This is a genomic window from Curtobacterium sp. NPDC098951 (assembly GCF_044759965.1).
Taxonomy (GTDB): domain Bacteria; phylum Actinomycetota; class Actinomycetes; order Actinomycetales; family Microbacteriaceae; genus Curtobacterium.
Window position 1 is genome coordinate 798906 of sequence record NZ_JBIWAG010000001.1, and the last position, 19547, is coordinate 818452.

At 73.3% G+C, this 19547-nt stretch carries 16 protein-coding genes and 1 tRNA gene; 11 read left to right on the top strand and 6 right to left on the bottom strand.

From position 1 onward, the window contains the following. Positions 1-31: 31 nt before the first annotated feature. The 3 genes from lysA to argS all read right to left on the bottom strand — a co-directional run bounded on the left by lysA (position 32) and on the right by argS (position 4118). Positions 32-1435, bottom strand: a complete 1404-nt coding sequence (lysA, locus tag ACIQUC_RS03730) for a diaminopimelate decarboxylase (RefSeq protein ID WP_402263337.1) — start codon at positions 1433-1435, stop codon at positions 32-34. Positions 1436-1493: 58 nt separating this feature from the next. Beyond that, positions 1494-2249: a DUF2993 domain-containing protein gene (locus ACIQUC_RS03735; protein WP_402263339.1), complete on the bottom strand. Its 756-nt coding sequence runs from the start codon at positions 2247-2249 to the stop codon at positions 1494-1496. Between the two features lie 198 nt (positions 2250-2447). Beyond that, on the bottom strand, positions 2448-4118 hold the full coding sequence (gene argS / locus ACIQUC_RS03740) for an arginine--tRNA ligase (protein ID WP_402263342.1): 1671 nt from the start codon (positions 4116-4118) through the stop codon (positions 2448-2450). Positions 4119-4177: 59 nt separating this feature from the next. Here argS and ACIQUC_RS03745 point away from each other — a divergent pair, with 59 nt between their 5' ends. The 5 genes from ACIQUC_RS03745 to ACIQUC_RS03765 all read left to right on the top strand — a co-directional run bounded on the left by ACIQUC_RS03745 (position 4178) and on the right by ACIQUC_RS03765 (position 11752). After that, complete coding sequence (locus ACIQUC_RS03745; protein ID WP_402263344.1) at positions 4178-4753, top strand: hypothetical protein; 576 nt, start codon at positions 4178-4180, stop codon at positions 4751-4753. A gap of 256 nt (positions 4754-5009) precedes the next feature. After that, positions 5010-5081, top strand: a tRNA-Arg gene (locus ACIQUC_RS03750). Positions 5082-5285: 204 nt separating this feature from the next. Continuing rightward, on the top strand, positions 5286-6464 hold the full coding sequence (locus ACIQUC_RS03755) for a Gfo/Idh/MocA family protein (protein ID WP_402263347.1): 1179 nt from the start codon (positions 5286-5288) through the stop codon (positions 6462-6464). Between the two features lie 45 nt (positions 6465-6509). Next, entirely contained in the window at positions 6510-10436 is a 3927-nt protein-coding gene (locus tag ACIQUC_RS03760; protein WP_402263350.1) for a Pls/PosA family non-ribosomal peptide synthetase, read from the top strand. After that, the gene (locus ACIQUC_RS03765; protein ID WP_402263353.1) at positions 10433-11752 is read left to right on the top strand and encodes a M1 family metallopeptidase; all 1320 of its coding nucleotides are present in this window, start codon (positions 10433-10435) and stop codon (positions 11750-11752) included. Before ACIQUC_RS03760 ends, ACIQUC_RS03765 begins: the two co-directional genes overlap by 4 nt. 25 nt (positions 11753-11777) lie before the next feature. Here the strand turns inward: ACIQUC_RS03765 and ACIQUC_RS03770 are convergent, their stop codons facing one another. Next, positions 11778-12074, bottom strand: a complete 297-nt coding sequence (locus ACIQUC_RS03770; protein WP_402263356.1) for a helix-turn-helix domain-containing protein — start codon at positions 12072-12074, stop codon at positions 11778-11780. Between the two features lie 45 nt (positions 12075-12119). Between ACIQUC_RS03770 and map the strand changes: the two genes are divergently transcribed. Then, positions 12120-12887, top strand: a complete 768-nt coding sequence (map, locus tag ACIQUC_RS03775; RefSeq protein ID WP_402263359.1) for a type I methionyl aminopeptidase — start codon at positions 12120-12122, stop codon at positions 12885-12887. Here map and ACIQUC_RS03780 read toward each other — a convergent pair. Then, positions 12871-13434 carry a 4'-phosphopantetheinyl transferase family protein gene (locus ACIQUC_RS03780; protein ID WP_402263362.1) on the bottom strand — a complete coding sequence of 188 codons (564 nt, stop codon included), beginning with the start codon at positions 13432-13434 and terminating at the stop codon, positions 12871-12873. The genes map and ACIQUC_RS03780 overlap by 17 nt on opposite strands. Positions 13435-13457: 23 nt before the next feature. Continuing rightward, positions 13458-13661: a hypothetical protein gene (locus tag ACIQUC_RS03785; RefSeq protein ID WP_022905704.1), complete on the bottom strand. Its 204-nt coding sequence runs from the start codon at positions 13659-13661 to the stop codon at positions 13458-13460. Positions 13662-13944: 283 nt separating this feature from the next. Between ACIQUC_RS03785 and ACIQUC_RS03790 the strand changes: the two genes are divergently transcribed. From ACIQUC_RS03790 to ACIQUC_RS03810, 5 genes are all read left to right on the top strand, one after another. Further along, positions 13945-15882 carry a TPM domain-containing protein gene (locus ACIQUC_RS03790; RefSeq protein WP_402263365.1) on the top strand — a complete coding sequence of 646 codons (1938 nt, stop codon included), beginning with the start codon at positions 13945-13947 and terminating at the stop codon, positions 15880-15882. 57 nt (positions 15883-15939) lie between these two features. Beyond that, positions 15940-16665 (top strand): PspA/IM30 family protein, encoded by a 726-nt coding sequence (locus tag ACIQUC_RS03795; protein ID WP_402263368.1) that lies wholly within the window; start codon positions 15940-15942, stop codon positions 16663-16665. A 46-nt stretch (positions 16666-16711) separates the two neighbouring features. Next, positions 16712-17533: an arginase family protein gene (locus ACIQUC_RS03800; protein WP_402263370.1), complete on the top strand. Its 822-nt coding sequence runs from the start codon at positions 16712-16714 to the stop codon at positions 17531-17533. A gap of 63 nt (positions 17534-17596) precedes the next feature. After that, the gene (locus ACIQUC_RS03805; RefSeq protein ID WP_402263373.1) at positions 17597-19000 is read left to right on the top strand and encodes a dihydrolipoyl dehydrogenase family protein; all 1404 of its coding nucleotides are present in this window, start codon (positions 17597-17599) and stop codon (positions 18998-19000) included. A gap of 2 nt (positions 19001-19002) precedes the next feature. Beyond that, positions 19003-19359 carry a Fe-S oxidoreductase gene (locus ACIQUC_RS03810; RefSeq protein ID WP_402263376.1) on the top strand — a complete coding sequence of 119 codons (357 nt, stop codon included), beginning with the start codon at positions 19003-19005 and terminating at the stop codon, positions 19357-19359. Positions 19360-19547: the final 188 nt, after the last annotated feature.

Sequence of the window (19547 nt, forward strand, 5' to 3'; positions counted from 1 at the left end):
TGTTCGTGGGGAGTCGGGTCGTCCGAGGGGCTCAGGCCCCCGGGACCACCCCGGTGTCGCGGGCGAGGAGGTCGTCGATCGACTCGCCACGCACGAGGATACGGGGTACGCCGTCGGCCACCGCGACGACCGGCGGGCGTCCGACGTGGTTGTAGTTGCTCGCCAGGCTCCAGCAGTACGCACCGGTGGCGGCCACGGCGAGGAGGTCCCCGCGGTGCACGTCGCCGGGCAGGTACTCGTCGTTCACGACGATGTCGCCGGACTCACAGTGCTTCCCGACCACCCGGGACAGGACCGCGGGGGCGTCCGAGGTCCGGGCGAGCCGGGCCGTGTAGTCGGCGCCGTAGAGGGCCGGTCGGGCGTTGTCGCTCATGCCGCCGTCGACCGACACGTACGTCCGGGTGGCGGGCTCGTGGTCGTCGTCCGCGAGGGTCACCGGCTTGATCGTGCCGACGCGGTAGAGCGTGACGCCGGCGGGCCCGACGATGTAGCGGCCGGGCTCGACCGCGATCTCCGGGACCGGGATGTCCCGCTCCGCGCAGGCCTCGGCGACGATGGTCGCGAGCGCGTCGGCGACGTCCTCCGGCTCGAACGCCGAGTCGGCCTCGGTGTAGTCGATGCCCCAGCCGCCGCCGAGGTTGAGCTCCGGCACCGGGCCGGTCGCGACGAGCGTGGCGTGCACGTCCATCAGGCGTCGCGCGGCCTCGCGGAAGCCGGACTCGTCGAAGATCTGCGACCCGATGTGCGAGTGGAGGCCGACGAACACGAGCGACGGCTCGGCCCGGACGGCCTCGGCGGCGGTCACGGCCTCGGTCAGCGGGATGCCGAACTTCTGGTCCTCGCGCGCGGTCGCGAGGTACTCGTGCGTCGATGCGTGCACCCCGCTGTTGATCCGGATGCGCACCCGCTGCACGACCCCGGCGCCGGCCGCCGCACGGGCGACGCGCCCGATCTCCTCGTGACTGTCGAGGACGATCGTGCCGACGCCGACCGCGACCGCGCGGGCGATCTCGGCGTCCGACTTGTCGTTGCCGTGGAAGCCGAGGAGCGCCGGGTCGACTCCCCCGGCCAGTGCGACCGCGAGCTCGCCGCCGGTGCACACGTCGACGCGCAGGTCGGCAGCGACCATCCACGCAGCGACCTGGGTCGTCAGGAAGGCCTTGCCGGCGTAGTAGACGTGCGCCCGGGTGCCGATGCGCTCGAACGCCTCGGTGAAGGCGTTCCGCACCCGCACGGCCCGCGACTGCACGTCGCGCTCATCGACCACGTAGAGCGGCGTGCCGAACTCCGCGACGAGGTCCGACGCCGTGACACCGCCGACGACGAGCTCGCCGTCGTCGGTCCGGGTCGCGGAGGCGGGCCAGATCCGCGCGGTCAGCGCGGAGGGGTCCGTCGGGAACCGCAGGTGCTGCGGGGCAAGGGGGTTCTCGCTCACGGGACCCGATCCTACCGAGCCGAGCCGCGCCTCCTGGCCGTGTGACGCCGGACGGCGCTCAACCGCACGAACCGACCGTCTGCAGCCCCGCCTCGTTGAGCGGCAGCGAGTCCGCCGTGACGCGCACGGTCGCCTCGGACGCCGTGACGTCGAGCGACCGCACACGGAGCTGCGACGGCAGGAACCGGGCGGTGCAGACCTCGACGGGGACGTTCGTGACCCCCGGGATCGAGTCGACCTTGAGGCCGAGCGACGAGTTCGTGATGCGCACCGTCTTCGGGGTGATCGTGATGCCCTTGCCGTCGTCCTGCGCGGCGACGTCGCCCTTGGCGGCGTAGGTGATGTCGTAACCGAGCACCGCGGTCGTGCCGGAGAGCTCGACACCGCCGTCGACCAGGCTGAGCCGGTCGAAGAGCGGGCTGTACTTCGCCAGGTCCTTCACCGACGTCGCCGCCAGGCGGACGTTGCCGTCGACGTCGCGGACGGCACCCTTGCCGTCCACGGGGACGTCGTGCGCCGTGACGTCGGCCGCGAGCGGGATGCCGTCGATCGTGAGCTTCTCGGAGGAGATCTCGACCTCGTCGAGCCGACCGCCGAGCAGCTGCGGGATGACGATGCCCGTCGCGTGCGCCTGGACCTCGCCGGTGGCGCCGGACGGCAGCGACTGCTCGACCTGCTGCGCGATGATGCGGTCGACGACTCCGCGGAGGACGAACTCGGCGACCACGAGCAGCGCGGCGAGCACGACCACGACGACGACGAGCACGACGGGCCAGCGACGGCGCTTCCGGGGGGTCACGGTGGCGGCGGACATGCGTCCCACCTTGCCAGGTGGCCCCGGCAGCGAGCCTGGAGGCGCGGCGTGCGCCCGGCGCGGCGGCGCGGTGGGCGGCGGCGCAGCGGCGGCGCGGCGACGCGCGGCGGTGCGGTGCGGCGTCGAACCACGAATCCGACATCGAACCAGGCCGCGAGGGCGGTTCGATGTCGGATCCGTGGTTCGGAAGGGGCGACCCTACATGCGTTCGGGAGCCGTCACGCCGAGCAGGCCCAGGCCGTTGTGGACGACCTGGCCGGTGGCGTCGTTCAGCCACAGGCGCGTGCGGTGCAGGTCGGTCACGGCCTCGTCCCCGAGCGGGGTGACCCGGCAGGCGTCGTACCAGCGGTGGTAGAGGCCGGCGAGCTGCTCGATGTAGCGCGCGATGCGGTGCGGCTCGCGCAGCTCGGCCGCCTGGCGGACCACGCGCGGGTACTCCGCCAGGGCGCCGAGCAGGGCCCCCTCGGTGTCGTGCGTCAGGAGCGAGGCGTCGAAGGCCGACCGGTCCACCCCGGCGTTCGCGGCGTTGCGGGCGACCGACTGCGTGCGGGCGTGGGCGTACTGGACGTAGAAGACCGGGTTGTCGTTCGTGCGCTTCGTGAGCAGGTCGAGGTCGATGTCGATCGACGTGTCACTGGCGAACCGCACGAGGGCGTACCGACCGGCGTCGACACCGACGGCGTCGACGAGGTCCTCCATCGTGACGATCGTGCCGTTGCGCTTCGACATGCGCATCGGCTCGCCGTCCTTGAGCAGGTTCACCATCTGCCCGATGAGGATCTCGAGGTTCTTGCCCGGCTCGTCCCCGAACGCGGCGCACATCGCCATCATCCGGCCGACGTAGCCGTGGTGGTCGGCGCCGAGCATGATGAGGTTCCGCTCGAACCCGCGCTCGCGCTTGTCGAGGTAGTACGCCAGGTCGCCGGCGATGTACGCGGGCTCGCCGTCGGACTTGATGACGACGCGGTCGCGGTCGTCGCCGAAGTCGGTCGTGCGGAGCCACTCGGCACCCTCGGCCTCGTACATGACGCCCGAGGCCCGCAGTCGGTCGATGGCGCGCTCGACGGCCTTCGACTCGTGCAGGGCGTTCTCGTGGAAGTACACGTCGAAGTCGACGCCGAAGTCGTGCAGCGACGACTTGATGTCCGCGAACATGAAGTCGACGCCCTCGCGCCGGAAGAGCTCCTGCGCCTCGTCGCGCGGCAGGTCCTTGACGTCGACCGACGGGTCGAGCGTCGCGATCACGCGCGCCGCGATCTCGGCGATGTAGGCGCCGCCGTAGCCGTCCTCGGGCGTCGGCTCGCCGAGGGCGCTCGCGACGAGGGACCGCGCGAAGCGGTCGATCTGCGCGCCGTGGTCGTTGAAGTAGTACTCACGGGTGACGAGGCCGCCCTGCGCCTGGAACACCCGCGCGAGACTGTCGCCCACCGCCGCCCAGCGCACGCCGCCCATGTGGATCGGGCCGGTCGGGTTCGCGGACACGAACTCGAGGTTGATGCGGACACCGTCGTACAGGTCGCCGTGCCCGAAGGACTCGCCGCCCTCGACGATGGTGCGCGCGATCTCGCCAGCGGCCGCGGCCTCGAGCGTGATGTTGATGAACCCCGGTCCGGCGACGTCGACCGAGGCCACGCCGTCGAGCTCGGTCAGCTCGCCGGCGATCTCGGTCGCCAGCTCGCGCGGGTTCGTCCCGAGCCGCTTCGCGAGCTGCATCGCAGCGTTCGAGGCCCAGTCGCCGTGCGCGCGGTTCTTCGGACGTTCGAGGGCTGCGTGCGACTCCTCGACGGTCACGGTGTCGGACGCGCCTCGTCGCTCGACGATCCCGGTCAGGATCGACAGGTACGCGGCGGAGAGTTCGGCAGGAGTCACGAGGGTCGAGTCTACCGGGACGCACAGGTCCTCCCCGGTCGATGCACCATCATGTCGGGATGACCACCCGCAGCCGCGTCCGGGCGATCAGCGTCGCCCTCCTCACCGTGTCCGCGTCCGTCGTCCTCGTCGGCTGCTCCGGCGGCGGCTCGGGCGGCGCCACGCCGAGCGCGACCGCGGGTCCGATCGGCGAGCGGGTCGCGCAGACGTGCGCCGAGCTCCTGCCCGCCGAGTCCCTCGCCGTGTACGGGAAGACCTTCACCCTCGACGACGACTTCACGCCGGAGAAGGGCACACCGGCCGCCCGGATCGCCGAGCAGCGGGGGCGCGTGTGCCACTGGAGCGCGACCGACGACGCCGCGACGACCATCACGCTCGCCGTCGCCGACCTGCCTGAGAAGTCGCTCACGAACCTCAAGGACGCGCTCTACGAACGGGGCGGGTCCGTGCCGACGTACCGGGTCGAGGGGTACTTCTCGCTCACCGACGGCGTCGGCCGTGCGGACGCCTTCGCCGACCCGTACTGGATCACCGCGACCTCGACGCTCTTCACCGAGCCCGGCGGTGCGCAGCCCGTCGTCGACGCGGTGCGGGGCGTCCTGCAGCCGACCGCGTCGGCGACCCCGGCCGGCTGACCATCTGCCGCGTCCGCAGCGACCCCGGGCGTCCCCGGCGGGACCGGGCGTACCGGCCACGAAGGGGCGTACCTGTCGTAAACGGGCGTGCCTGTCGTAAACGGGCGTGCCTGCCGGGAACGGGCGTACCTGGTCCATTCTTCCGACCGGGTACGCCCGTTCCCACCTCCCATCGCGCGCGTTCTGGGAAGGACCGATCGCGACACGCGTGGTCTCGGGCAGCCGTGCGGACCTGCTACGGTTGATCTCACCCAGGGCCCCCATAGCTCAGGGGATAGAGCACTGCCCTCCGGAGGCAGGGGCGGAGGTTCGAATCCTCCTGGGGGCACAGTGACATTTCCGCGGAAGCAGACGACTTCGCTCCGCTCAGGCGGCTGCCCGCGATGCCGGCTTCGCCGACCTCCCCTCCGGGGGCGGTCAGGGCGGGGCCATCATGATGCTGGTTCCGCCGACCTTCCGTCCGGAGCGGCTGGGGCACGGGCGTCGGGGCGGGGCCGCCGTGGCGCGTGCGTGCTCGGGTAGCGTCGGGCGCATGACGATGGTGTTCCCGGAACCTGACGTTGCTCCGCTCCGAGGCGGCCCGACACTCCGGTGGGGCGTGATCGGCCCCGGCACCATCGCGAACGACTTCACCGCCACACTCCACGCCGCGTCCGACCAGCGCGTCGTCGCCGTGGGCTCCCGCTCCCACGAGCGCGCCGCCGCCTTCGCCCGCCGCCACGGCATCCCCGGGGTGCACGGCTCGTACGAGGCGCTCGTAGCCGACCCCGCCGTCGACGTCGTCTACGTCGCCTCGCCGCACCCGCAGCACCTCGGCCACGCCCTGCTCGCGATCGCCGCCGGCAAGCACGTCCTCGTCGAGAAGCCGATGACCACCTCCGAGGCGGACACCCGGACCCTCGCCGACGCCGCCCGCCGCGCCGGGGTGTTCGCGATGGAGGCGATGTGGACCCGGTACCTGCCGGGCACCACGGTCGTCGCGAGGCTGCTCGCCGACGGCGTCCTCGGCGACGTCCACCTCGTGTCCGTCGACGTCGGCTGGCCGCACGAGCCCGACCCCGCCGACCGCATGTTCGACCCGGCCGCCGGCGGCGGCGCCCTGCTCGACGCCGGTGTCTACGGACACTGGTTCGCACGCTTCGCCACCGGCGCCCCGGTGACCCGGCGCACGACCGGTGCGGTCTCGGGACGCGGGGTGGACCTCCAGTCGGTCACCGTGTCGACGGCCGCCGGCGGCGCGCAGACGGTCGTGACCACGACGATGACGGCGTGGACGCCGGGACTCGCGGTCATCGCGGGCAGCACCGCCACCGTGCGCTACACGGACCACTTCGTGTTCCCGGCGTCGTTCGCGCTGCACCACGGCGCCGAGGCGGCGCACTGGGCGGACACCAGCGGCCTGCGGGGCCGGCAGGGCCTCGTCTGGCAGGCCGCGGCGCTGGCGCGCTCCGTCGCCGAAGGGCGCACCGAGTCGCCGCTGCACTCCCTCGACGACTCGATCGGGCTCGCCGCGACGCTCGACGCGGCACGGGCGTCGCTCGGTCCGACGCGAGCGATGCCCGCTGCACCCGCGTCGCTGTTTCCGGCGCGGGCGATGCCCGACGCACCGGCGTCGCTCGGTCCGGCGCGAGCGATGCCCGACGCACCGGCGTCGCTCGGTCCGGGCACAGCCGCCCCGGGAGTTTCCGGACGCGACACCTCCACCCCCTAGGATCACGGGCCGGTCGACCCCGCACGCGACCGGGAAGAGGACTCGATGACCGCAGCCACCGGGAACCCGCAGCACGAACTCGCCCGCGGCGACCGTGCACCGGCACCACGGACGTTGCTCGACGTCCTCACCGCGACCGCCGCCGAGCACCCCGACGCCACCGCGCTCGAGGACCCGGCCGGCACCCTCGACTACGCGACGCTCGTCCGGCGGGTGCACGAGCAGGCCGACGAGCTCGGCCGACGCGGGGTCCGACGGGGTGACCGGGTCGGCGTGCGGATTCCCTCCGGTGGACGCGACCTGTACGTGTCGATCCTCGCGGTGCTCGCCGCCGGCGCCGCGTACGTGCCCGTCGACGCCGACGATCCCGAGGAACGCGCGACCCTGGTGTTCGGCGAGGCCGACGTCGTGGGCGTCATCGGAGCCGGCGGCGTCCTGCGCGACCGCGACGGCGGCGAACTGCCCGTGACGGACCCCGCGGCGAGCGCCGCACTCCCCCACGAGGACGACGATGCGTGGATCATCTTCACGTCCGGGTCCACGGGTGTGCCGAAGGGCGTGGCGGTCACCCACCGCAGCGCTGCGGCGTTCGTGGACGCCGAGGCGCGGATGTTCCTGCAGGCCGCACCGATCGGTCCGGGCGACCGGGTGCTGGCGGGGCTGAGCGTGGCGTTCGACGCGTCCTGCGAGGAGATGTGGCTGGCGTGGGGGCACGGTGCCGCTCTGGTTCCGGCGCCCCGGTCACTGGTGCGGACGGGGGTGGACCTCGGTCCGTGGTTGATCGCGCACGGGATCACGGTGGTGTCGACGGTGCCGACGCTCGCGGCGCTGTGGCCGGACGACGCGCTGGAGCAGGTGCGGCTGGTGATCTTCGGGGGTGAGGCGTGTCCGCCGGAGCTCGCGGCGCGGATCGCGAGCCGCCACCGGGAGGTCTGGAACACGTACGGGCCGACCGAGGCGACGGTGGTGGCGTGCGGGTCGTTGCTGGACGGGAGCACGCCGGTGCGGATCGGGTTGCCGCTCGACGGCTGGGACCTGGCGGTGGTGGACGCGGCGGGGGCCCGGGTCGCGCCCGGCGAGGTCGGGGAGCTCGTGATCGGCGGTGTCGGGTTGGGGCGGTACCTGGACCCGGCGAAGGACGCCGAGAAGTACGCGCCGTTCCCGGAGCTCGGGTGGGAGCGGGCGTACCGGAGCGGTGACCTGGTGCGGTACGAGCCCGAGGGGCTGGTGTTCCAGGGTCGTGCGGACGACCAGGTGAAGCTCGGTGGTCGTCGGATCGAGCTGGGCGAGATCGATGCGGCGTTGCAGGCGCTCCCGGACGTGGCCGGTGGTGCCGCGGTGGTGCAGCGGACGCCGGCGGGCAACCAGGTGCTGGTCGGGTACGTGGCGCCGGCGGCGGGTGTCCCGGTGGACGTGGCGGCGGCGAACGCGCGGTTGCGGGCGGAGCTCCCGGCGGCGCTGGTCCCCCTGCTGGCGGTGGTGGACTCGTTGCCGACGCGGACCTCGGGCAAGGTGGACCGGGCTGCGCTCCCGTGGCCGTTGCCGGGGTCGTCGGACGCGGCGCTGCTGCCGGACACGGTGGCGTGGATCGCGGAGCGGTGGTCGGCGATCCTGGGGGTGCCGGTGGGGAGCGTCGACGACGACTTCTTCGCGCACGGCGGCGGGTCCCTGACGGCGGCGCAGCTGGTGTCGGCGATCCGTGAGCGCTTCCCGACGACGACGGTGGCGGACGTGTACGACCACCCGAGGATCGGGGCGTTGGCGGATGCGCTGGACGATTCGGGTCCTGTGGTCTCCGTCCCGCGTGACGTCCGACCGGTCCCTCCGGTGACGGGGTTCGCGATGACGCTGCTGGGGGTGCCGCTGCAGGTGCTCCGCGGGCTGCGGGTGCTGACGTGGACGGCGTTGGTCGCGGCGGTGCTGCACGCGACGACCCTGCCGTTCGTCCCGGTGGTGCCGTGGCCGGTGCTCGTCGTGGCCCTGGTGCTGTTCGTGACGCCGGCGGGGAAGATGGCCGTGACGGTCGTCCTGGTCCGGCTGGTGCTCGCGGGGGTCCGACCGGGTGACCATCCCCGGGGTGGTCAGGTGCACGTGCGGGTGTGGTTGGCGGAGCGGATCGCCGAGGCGGTGGACGGCCCGTCGACCGCGGGTGCGCCGTGGATCAGTTACTACGCGCGGGCGCTGGGTGCGTCGATCGGTCGGGACGTCGACCTGCACGCGTTGCCGCCGGTCACCGGCATGTTGACGATCGGCAAGCGTGCGTCGGTGGAGCCGGAGGTGGACCTGGCCGGGCACTGGGTCGACGGAGACGTGTTCCGGCTGGGCCGGGTCCGGATCGACGCGGACGCGGTGGTGCACAGCCGGACGACGCTGCTGCCGGGTGCGCACGTCGGGGTGGGTGCCGAGGTCGAGGCGGGGTCCGCGGTCGCGGACCGGGTGCCGGACGGGGAACGGTGGGCGGGGTCGCCGGCGGAGCGCGTCGGGTCGGCTCGGCACGACCGGGAGGCGCGGCCGCCGTCGCGACGCCGGTGGCTGCTGGCGTACGGGGCCGGGTCCCTGGCCGTGGCCGGGTTGCCGGTGGTCGGTGCGGCCGCGGGGGTGGTGCTGGTGTGGCTGCTCGTCGGTCGCGCGGACTCGCTCGGGGACGCCGTGCTGCGCGCGCTGGCGTGGGTGCCGCTCGGGACCGTGGTCGCGGGTGTCGTGTACGCGGGCCTGGTGGTGGCCGCGGTGCGGTTGCTCGGCATCGGTCTGCACGAGGGTCGGCACCCGGTCCGTTCCCGGATCGGGTGGCAGGTGTGGACGACCGAACGGATCCTCGACGGCGCGCGGACGCTGCTGTTCCCGGTGTACGCGTCGCTCGTGACCCCGCTGTGGCTCCGACTGCTCGGGGCCCGGGTGGGGCGGAACACCGAGATCTCGACGGTCCTGCTCATCCCGGCGCTCACGCAGATCGCGTCCGGGGCGTTCCTCGCCGACGACACGATGGTGGCGACGTACGAGCTCGGTGGTGGTCGGGTGCGGATCGGCCGGTCGAAGGTGGGGCGTCGGGCGTTCCTCGGCAACAGCGGGATGACGGGTGCCGGTCGGTCGGTGCCTCGCGAGGCGCTGGTGGCGGTGCTGTCCGCCGTCCCGAAGAAGGCGAAGCGCGGATCGTCGTGGCTCGGCTCTCCCCCGGTGCGGCTCCGGCGCGCCACGGCGGAGTTCGACGAGGAGCGCACGTTCCGGCCGCCGCGGTCCCTCAAGGTCGCGCGCGGCTGCTGGGAACTCCTGCGTCTGGTCGCCCCGATGGTGTCCGCGGGGATCGCGCTCGGGGTCGTCGGCACGCTCCTCGCGCTCTGGACGGCCGTGGGCATCGGGTGGACGGTGCTGCTCGCCGGGCCGGTGCTCATCGTCGCCGGTGCCGTCGCGGCGGTGGTGTCGACGATCGCGAAGTGGTCCTTCGTCGGCCGGATCGCCGCCCGCGAGCACCCGCTGTGGTCGTCGTTCGTGTGGCGGAACGAGGTGCAGGACACGTTCGTCGAGACGGTGGCGCGTCCGTGGTTCGCCGAGCAGGCCACGGGGACGCCGGCCCTCGCGGCGTGGCTCCGCAGTCTCGGAGCGACGATCGGCCGCGGCACCTGGATCGAGACGTACTGGTTGCCGGAGGCCGACCTCGTGACGATCGGGTCCGGTGCCGCCGTCGCGCGGGGCACGGTCGTGCAGACGCACCTGTTCCACGACCGGGTGATGCAGCTCGACGAGGTCCGCCTCGACCCGGGCGCGACGCTCGGTCCGCACAGCGTGGTGCTGCCGGCGGCGGGCATCGGGGCGGGGGCGACCGTGGGGCCGGCCTCGCTCGTGATGCGCGGGGAGCAGGTGCCCGGTGGGACCCACTGGTCGGGGAACCCGATCGCTCCGTGGACATCGGCGCCGCGGGTGCCGGCGCGGTCGTCCGTCGAGCACGTCGCCGTGGCAGACTCGACGGCACCGTGAAGCCCGCCTCGACGAACCCAGACGCCGACCCGTACACCCCGCACAGCGGCGACCGACGGTGGAGCGCCCACCACTACGAGCTCCGACTGGAGTACCGCGTCGCGACGAACCGCCTCGACGCCACCGCGACGATCACCGGCCGTGCGCACGAGGACCTCGACCGCATCGTCCTCGACCTGCACGGCATGACGGTCGACCGGGTGGACGTCGACGGCAAACGGGCGAAGAAGCACACGACCGCGACGCACAAGCTCACCGTGACCCCGGCCGAGCCCGCCGCCGCCGGCACGGAGTTCACCGTCCACGTGCGGTACCGCGGCACACCGCACCCGCTCCGCAGCCCGTGGGGCCAGATCGGTTGGGAGGAGCTGACCGACGGCGTCATCGTCGCCGCGCAGCCGACCGGTGCCCCGTCGTGGTTCCCGTGCAACGACCGCCCGGACGACAAGGCCACCTACCGGTTCGAGATCACCGCCGAGGCCGCCTACGACGTCGTCGCGAACGGGGAGCTGCTCGGCAAGGAGCGCGCCCGCGCCGGCACGACGTGGACGTACGCCACGACCGAGCCGATGGCGACGTACCTGGCGACGGTGCAGATCGGGCGCTACCGCACGACGAGGCTCCGTGGCTCGGACACCCCCGTCACGCTGCACCACCCCGCCGACCTCGCCACTGCCGCGAAGACCGACTTCGGACGGGTGCCGGACATGCTCGCCCTGTACGCCGACCGGTTCGGGCCGTACCCGTTCGCGTCGTACGGCGTCGTGGTGACCGACGACGAGCTCGAGATCCCGCTCGAGGCGCACGGCCTGGCGGTCTTCGGCCGGAACCACGTCGACGGCGAGCACGGTACCGACCGCTTGATCGCGCACGAGCTCGCGCACCAGTGGTTCGGCAACTCCGTCACGGTCACCCGCTGGCAGGACATCTGGCTGCACGAGGGCTTCGCCTGCTACGCCGAGTGGCTCTGGTCGGAGCACCGCGGCGGCGCGACGGCGGACACCCTGGCGTCGACGTACCGTGACGGGCTCCTCGAGCAGCCCGAGGACCTCGTCGCGGCCGACCCGGGCCCGAAGGACATGTTCGACGACCGTGTCTACAAGCGCGGGGCGCTGGCCCTGCACGCCGTGCGGCGATCGGTCGGCGACGACGCCTTCTTCGCCGGGCTCCGGACGATCACCGAGCGACACCGGCACGGCTCGGTCACCCCGGCGGACGTGCACGCCGCGTTCGCCGACGCGGCCGGGACCGACGTCGACGCGGTCCGGGCCGTGACGGCACCCTGGCTCGACGAGTCCGCCGTCCCCGCGCTCTAGGGATCGGTCGGCGGCATCGCGTGCGTCAGCTCGCGGTCTCGACCAGGTCCGGAGCGCCGCCGAGGTCGGCCGTCCCCGGGGTGCGGTTCACCTCGGCCCACACCGCGTCGAGGGACAGCCCGACGACCCCGGCGACGGACGCGATCGTCGAGAACGCCGGCGTCGCGATGCGGCCGGTCTCGATCTTCCGCAGCGTCTCCGGCGAGATCCCGGCCCGCAGCGCGGTCTCGAGCATCGAACGCTCCCCGCGCGCACGGCGGAGCAGGGCTCCGAGCCGGCGCCCGCGGGCGACCTCGTCGGGGCTGAGCGGGAGACGGACCATACCCCTACTCTAATACCGGCCAGAGAGTACCGGTATGATCATCCCGTGATCGAGATCCTCACCCCGGCCGAGGTCGACCGTGCCCGCGCCACCGGAGCCCTCGTCGGCACGATCCTGCAGACCCTGCGCGACCGCACGCGCGTCGGCACGAACCTGCTCGAGATCGACCGGTGGACGAAGGCGATGATCGAGGACGCCGGCGCCCGGTCCTGCTACGTCGACTACGCCCCGTCGTTCGGCCGCGGGCCGTTCGGCCACCACGTCTGCACCGCGGTCAACGACGCCGTCCTGCACGGGCTCCCCCACGACCGGACGCTCGAGGACGGCGACCTGCTGACGCTCGACCTGGCCGTGTCCCTCGACGGCATCGCGGCCGACGCGGCGATCAGCTTCGTCGTGGGCACCGCGGACCCCGCCGACCTCGCCCTGATCGACGCGACGGAACGCGCCCTCGCGGCAGCGATCGCGATCGCTGGCCCCGGAGTGCGGACGGGCGACCTGTCGCACGCCATCGGCACGGTGCTCGAGGGCGCCGGCTACCCGGTCAACGTCGAGTTCGGCGGCCACGGCATCGGCTCGACGATGCACCAGGACCCGCACGTGTCGAACACCGGGCGACCCGGGCGCGGCTACACCCTCCGCCCGGGGCTGCTCCTCGCCCTCGAGCCGTGGGTGATGGCGGACACCGACGTGCTCGTGACCGACCCGGACGGCTGGACGCTCCGCAGCGCCACCGGGGCCCGCACCGCACACACCGAGCACACGGTGGCGATCACCGAGGACGGCGCCGAGGTCCTCACGCTCCCACGCTGACCGGAACCCCTCCCGCCGCGACGGCGAGCACGAGGTCCTCGCCGGGGAACACGACCGTGACCGGCTGCTCGGCGCCGTCGAGCGTCGCCGCACCCCGGACGAGGTCGACCTCGACACGCGACGGATCGACCCGGAGTCCGCGGCCGTCGCGCTTGAGGACCGCCTCCTTCACCGCCCAGCAGGCAGCCCGCGCGGTGGCGTCGCCGGACCGCGCGAGCTCCCCGGGCGTGAACGCGTCGAGCGGGGCTGCCGCGACCCGCGACACGCGCTCGAGGTCGACGCCGATCCCCGGTGGTCCGACGGCCAGCGCGACGAGGTCGGTGGTCCGCGCGAGGCTCACGCCGACGGCGGAGCCGTCGACCTCGGCCCAGGGACGGCCGTGGTCCGTCGCGGCGCAGTGCGGGCAGACGCGCCCCGCGCGCACGGCCGCGACGTCGACACCCGTCGCCGACGCGACGGCGGCGAGCAGCGCCTCCCGGTCGGCAGCACGGTCCGGACCGGACGCACGGAGCGTCACGACGACCGACTGGAGGAGCGGCAGACCCACGCAGGTGAGCCTACGTGGGTGGTTCAGGCGTGGGTGAGCGCGATGAGCGCGACGTTCATGGTGCTGTAGAGGCCCTCGGACCGCGTCGCCTGGCGCACGCGTCCGCGGAGCACCTCGTACCGGCCGTCGTGCTCCCGCACGAAGCCGATGACCCCGCTCGCGGGGGTCGACACGCGGTGGTAGCCGTCCTCGAGTGGGACGACCTCGGTGCTGGTTGTTCGCTCCATCGCAGTTCCCCTGTCTCGTTCGTCGTCGAACGCTCCACGAGCATACCCCGGCTCGGGGTACAACACTTCCACAGACCAGACGTTCCACGAGGGTTCGCCCGGAGTCTGTCCGAGGGCTGCGCCGCGTGGATAGACTCCGGGCAACAGCGCTCCGGGGCGCGGTTCCGGGGCTGCTCGGACGGCGACCACGGCGACGGACGGAGGACGGATGCGAGCGGTCCAGGGCGGATCGGCCACGGGCAGGACGAGGACCGACAGGGGGACGCCGGGACGGATCGGACGCATGGCCGCAGCGCTCCTGGCAGGGTTCCTCGTGCTCGCGCCGGCAGCCACGGCACACGCGACCGCACCGGTCGACCTGGGTGGCGAGTACGTGCTCGACGAGGCCGACGTGCTCAGCTCCTCACAGCAGTCGCAGGTCGAGGACGCCGTCCAGAAGCTCTACGCGGACACGAAGACCCAACTCTACGTCGTGTTCGTGCCGGAGTTCACCGACCCGTCCGACCACACCGCGTGGGGCACCGCGACGCTGTCCGCGAACCAGATCGACTCGGACGGGATCCTGCTGTCCGTCGCCGTGGACGAGCGGAACTACGACGTCCAGCAGACCAACGAGACGAGCATCTCGGAGTCCGACGTCGAGAGCGCGGTGGACGACGACCTGGTGCCGGCCCTGAAGCAGAGCGACTGGTCGGGCGCGGCCGTGGCGTTCGCGAACGGCCTCGCCGCGACACAGGCGCCGCCGGACCTCACCTGGCTGTGGATCCTCCTCGCCGTGGTGGTCGTCGCGGGCGTCGTCACGGTCCTCGTCATCCGGACGCGCAACAAGCGCCGCACCGCCGCCGCGATGAAGGCGCAGGAAGCCTCGCTCGCCGACCTCGAACGCACCGCCGGCGGCGCACTCGTGACGATCGACGACGAGCTGCGCACCGCCGAACAAGAGGTCGGGTTCGCGACCGCCCAGTTCGGCGCCGACGCCGCGAAGCCCTTCGCCGAGGCCGTCGCCCAGGCGCAGCGCGCGGTCCGCACAGCCTTCACGTTCCAGCAGCAGCTCGACGACGAGGTGCCGGACACCCCGCAGCAGCGCGCCGACTGGGCGAACCAGATCATCGCGATCTGCGAGCAGGCGCACGCCTCGATCGAGGAACAGACCGAGGCGTTCGACCGGCTCCGCTCGCTCGAGGACGGCGTCGAGGACGCCGCCGCGCAGCTGGCGCAGGACGTCGCCGCTGCCCCGGCATCGGTGCAGCAGGCCGGCGCGGCGCTCGACCGCGTCCGCCGGGCGTACACCGGCCGGACCCTCGCGACCGTGTCCGACAGCGTCGACCAGGCGCAGCAGGTCCTCGCGTACGCGACCGAACGCTCCGAGGCCGCCACCGCCGCGATCGCCGCGGGCGACAAGGGCGAGGCCGTCGTCGCCGTCCGGGACGCCCAGCACGCCCTCGCGCAGGTGCAGCAACTGACACAGAGCGCGAGCGCGGCCGAGTCCACCTTCGCCGAGGCCACCGCACGCGCCGAGGCCATGCGGGTCGACATCGAGGGGGACGTCGCAGCGGCTCGGACGCTCACGGCCGGCGGGCCGGAGCTCGCTGCCGCGGTCACCCGTGCCGAGACCGTGCTGCGGCAGGGCCTCGACCCGAAGGACCCGATCGCCGCGGTCGACGCACTCACCAAGGCGAACACCGACATCGACCAGGCCATCGCCGCCGCACGCGGAGCCGAGGAACAGCAGCGCCGTGCCGCGCGTGCCCTCGACGACGCCCTCCGCGACGCGCGCAACCGGATCAGCCAGGCGCGCGAGTTCATCTCACTGCACCGCGGCGCCGTCGGGACGACCGCACGCACCCGGCTGTCCGAGGCGCAGCGCGCGCTCGACGACGCGGTCGACCTCGCGACGACCGACCCCGGACAGGCACTCCAGGCGGCACGCGCGGCCGAGCAGTACGCGGCAGCGGCGATGGACGCCGCGAACGACGACATGGGCGGCTGGGGCGGTGGCGGCGGCTTCGGCGGTGGCGGCGGCAACGGCGCCCAGCTCGGCGGGCTCGTCACCGGCATCGTGCTCGGCGGACTCCTCGGCGGTCGCGGTGGCAGCTACGGCGGCGGTTCGTTCGGGGGCGGGGGCTTCGGCGGCGGGGGCGGCTTCGGGGGCGGCGGCGGCTTCGGCGGTGGCGGGGGCGGCGGAGGCGGCGGGGGCTTCTCCGGCGGCGGTCGCTTCTAGCGCGGACACCCACAGACCAACAGCACCACACCAGTCATTCCAGGAAAGGGAACAGCAATGGCAAAGCAGACGATCTTCGGTCGCATCTCGACCCTCGTCCGGGCGAACATCAACCAGCTCATCGACAACGCCGAGGATCCGCAGAAGATGCTCGATCAGCTCGTGCGGGACTACACGAACAACATCGCCGACGCCAAGACGGCGATCGCGCAGACGATCGGCAACGTCCGACTGCTCGAGCAGGACCACGAAGAGGACAAGAAGGCCGCGGTCGAGTGGGGGCAGAAGGCCGCCAACGCCTCCACCGCGGCCGACAAGTACCGCGCCGAGGGCAAGACGGCCGAGGCGGACAAGTTCGACAACCTCGCCAAGATCGCGATCGGCAAGCAGATCGCCGCCGAGCAGGAGGTCAAGGACGCCGAGCCGAACCTCGCCTCGCAGAACGAGGCGGTGGAGAAGCTCAAGGCCGGGCTCGCCGGCATGGAGCAGAAGCTCGAGGAGCTCCGCTCGAAGCGCGACAACCTCGTCGCACGCTCGAAGACGGCCGAGGCGCAGTCCAAGGTCAACGACGCGCTCGGGAACATCGACGTCCTCGACCCGACGAGCGACCTCGGTCGCTTCGAGGAGAAGGTCCGCCGCGAAGAGGCGAAGGTCCTCGGCCAGCAGGAGCTGCAGTCGTCGAGCCTCGACGCCCAGTTCGAGAGCCTCGAGGACGTCGGCAAGGACGCCGAGGTCGAAGCGCGCCTCGCCGCCCTGAAGTCCGGCGGTTCGTCGAGCCTCTGACACACCGTTCGGAACGACGCCGGACCGCGCCTGACAGACTGGCACGATGCACTTCCTCGTGGTCGGTCAGTGGCAGGGTTCGGCGTCGTCCCGTGCGATGCGCCTCGGGGACGGTGCCGCCGCGATCGCGGCCGACCTCCCCCGCGCATCCACCACCGTGGTCGACGTCCCCGCCGGAGCCGGCGACCGGCTCGAGACCGCCGTCGCCCGGTACACCTCGGTGCTCGCGGTCGCGGAACGGGTGGCCGAGGAGACCACCGTCGCGAGTGAACCGGTCCTCGTCGTCGGCGGTGACGGTGCGAGCGTCCTCGGCGCGACGGTCGGCCTCGGCGCCGACACCGCCTTCGTGCGCATCGCGGGGTCGAGCGGGTTCCGCGCCCTGAACCGCGCCCAGCCGCTCGCCGCCGAGACCGCGGTGCTCCGGATCCTGGTCGACCGTCCGGACGACCTCTTCCCCGCGCTGCCCACCCTCGCACCGACGTCCGTCGTCGTCGCCGGGGTCCGCGGTGTCGAGGACGCCGAGACGAACGCCCTCGACCGCGCCGGCATCGTGCACCTCGACGTCGACGCCGCCACGCCGGACGCGATCGCGGCGGCGGTCGACGCAACCGGCGCCGGGGCGGTCTTCGTGCACGTCGACCTCGACGTGCTCGACCCGTCCGAGGTCGACGGACTGCTCGAACCCGTGCCGTTCGGCCTCGACGGCGCCGGGCTCGTCGAGCGGATCCAGGCCGCCACGCGCGGGCGACGACTCGCGGGCGCGGCACTCACCGGGTTCGCGCCGGTGGACCCCGACCGCGCGGTCGACGACCTCGGCGTGATCCTCCGTGCGGTGGGCGCGCTGACGAGCGCTTCCCGGACGGCCTGACGGACGCCACCGGGGCACACGTCGCTCGGCGTGACCCATGCCGTCGCGCGTACGCTCGGCCCCATGACGGACTACGACCTCATCGTGATCGGCGCCGGCGCAGTCGGCGAGAACGTGGCGGACTACGCCAAGAAGCGCGGCCTGAGCGTCGCCGTGGTGGAGGCCGAGCTCGTCGGCGGTGAGTGCTCCTACTGGGCGTGCATGCCCTCGAAGGCGCTCCTGCGGAGCGGGCACGCCCTGGCTGCGGCGAAGCGACTCGACGGTGCCGCGCAGGCGGTCACGGGCGACCTCGACGCCGCGCACGTGCTCGCCCGACGGAACTCGTTCACCTCGGACTGGAAGGACGACGGCCAGGTCTCGTGGCTCGAGTCCGCGGGCATCGACCTGATCCGCGGCCACGCCCGGATCACCGGCGAGAAGACGCTCGAGGTCGACGGCACGACCTACACGGCAGCGGCGGCCATCGCGCTCGTGACGGGCTCGCTGCACGCGCTCCCCGACGTGCCGGGTCTCGCCGACGCGAAGCCGTGGGGCACGCGCGAGGGCACCAGCGCGAAGGAGGTCCCGGAGAGCCTGCTCGTCATCGGCGGCGGTGTCGCCGGCTCCGAGCTCGCGACCGCCTGGGCCTCCCTCGGGTCGAAGGTCACCCTCGTCGCCCGGCACGGACTGCTCGGCGGGATGGAGCCGTTCGCCGGTGAGCTCGTCACCGACGCCCTGCGCGAGCTCGGCGTCGACGTCCGCACCGATGTGAACCCCACGCGTGTCGACCGCGACGAGCACGGCCTCGTGACGACCACGCTCGACGACGGGACGACGGTCGTCACGAGCGAGGTGCTCGCCGCGACCGGTCGTTCGGCCCACACGAAGGACCTCGGGCTGGAGACCGTCGGCCTCACCCCCGGTGACTGGCTGCGGGTCGACGACACCATGCTCGTGCAGGGCACCGACTGGCTGTACGCGGTCGGCGACGCCAACCACCGGGCACTCCTCACCCACCAGGGCAAGTACCAGGCCCGCGCCGCCGGCGAGGCGATCGCCGCCCGGCACCAGGGCACCCCGCTGCACACCGAGCCGTGGGGCGCGCACGTCGCGACGGCCGACCACGCGGCGGTCCCCCAGGTCACCTTCACCGACCCCGAGGTCGCGAGCGTCGGCCTGACCGAGGCGAAGGCCCGCGAGCAGGGCCTGAACGTCCGGGCGGTCGAGTACGAGCTCGGCAACGTGGCGGGCGCCTCGCTGCAGGCCGACGGGTACACCGGGCGCGCGAAGATGGTCGTCGACGAGGACCGTGGCGTCGTGGTCGGTGTGACCTTCGTCGGACAGGACGTCGCCGAGATGCTCCACGCCGCGACGATCGCCGTCGTGGGTGAGGTCCCGGTCGACCGCCTGTGGCACGCCGTCCCCGCCTACCCGACCATGAACGAGATCTGGCTGCGGCTGCTCGAGACCTACGGCCGCCCGGAGTAGCGGTGCGGAACCCCCTGCTCGACTCCCCCGTGTCCCGGGCGGGCTGGGCATTCGCGACCGCGGTCGGCCTCGCCGTCGGCGTCCCGCTGTCCACCGGGGAGGTGCGGGTGATCGACGGGCTGATCGTCTGCACCGGGCTGCCGCGGTGGGTCTTCCGCCGTGGTGGCACCTGCGTGGGGTCGGTGTACCTGACGCGGGACAACGACGGCGAACGGGTCCTCCGGCACGAGCGGGTGCACGTCGACCAGTGGCGGCGCTACGGGATGCTCATGCCCCTCGTGTACGCGCTGGCGGGGCGGGACCCCCTGCGGAACCGGTTCGAGATCGAGGCCGGGCTCGAGGACGGTAACTACCGCTGACGCGCCCGCGCCGTGCCCCCGCCCGCGCGCCCGCCCCGCCCCGCCCCGCCCCCGCGAGCGGGCGAAATACGTCCCGTTCGACGCGGGCCAGCGGCAGGTCCCGCCCGCTTGGCGGACGCGAGCGGCATGTCGTGCCCGCTCAGCTGGCAGGCGCGGCCGGACGGGAGGCACGGCGCGAGCCCGCCCTT

Bases quoted from the DNA above. Each gene is read 5' to 3' on its own strand.
- ACIQUC_RS03735 (WP_402263339.1), bottom strand. From the start codon at position 2,249: ATGTCCGCCGCCACCGTGACCCCCCGGAAGCGCCGTCGCTGGCCCGTC.
- ACIQUC_RS03790 (WP_402263365.1), top strand. From the start codon at position 13,945: ATGGCCGCAGCGCTCCTGGCAGGGTTCCTCGTGCTCGCGCCGGCAGCC.
- ACIQUC_RS03760 (WP_402263350.1), top strand. From the start codon at position 6,510: ATGACCGCAGCCACCGGGAACCCGCAGCACGAACTCGCCCGCGGCGAC.
- ACIQUC_RS03805 (WP_402263373.1), top strand. From the start codon at position 17,597: ATGACGGACTACGACCTCATCGTGATCGGCGCCGGCGCAGTCGGCGAG.
- ACIQUC_RS03800 (WP_402263370.1), top strand. From the start codon at position 16,712: ATGCACTTCCTCGTGGTCGGTCAGTGGCAGGGTTCGGCGTCGTCCCGT.
- ACIQUC_RS03755 (WP_402263347.1), top strand. From the start codon at position 5,286: ATGACGATGGTGTTCCCGGAACCTGACGTTGCTCCGCTCCGAGGCGGC.
- ACIQUC_RS03785 (WP_022905704.1), bottom strand. From the start codon at position 13,661: ATGGAGCGAACAACCAGCACCGAGGTCGTCCCACTCGAGGACGGCTAC.
- ACIQUC_RS03770 (WP_402263356.1), bottom strand. From the start codon at position 12,074: ATGGTCCGTCTCCCGCTCAGCCCCGACGAGGTCGCCCGCGGGCGCCGG.
- ACIQUC_RS03795 (WP_402263368.1), top strand. From the start codon at position 15,940: ATGGCAAAGCAGACGATCTTCGGTCGCATCTCGACCCTCGTCCGGGCG.
- ACIQUC_RS03745 (WP_402263344.1), top strand. From the start codon at position 4,178: ATGACCACCCGCAGCCGCGTCCGGGCGATCAGCGTCGCCCTCCTCACC.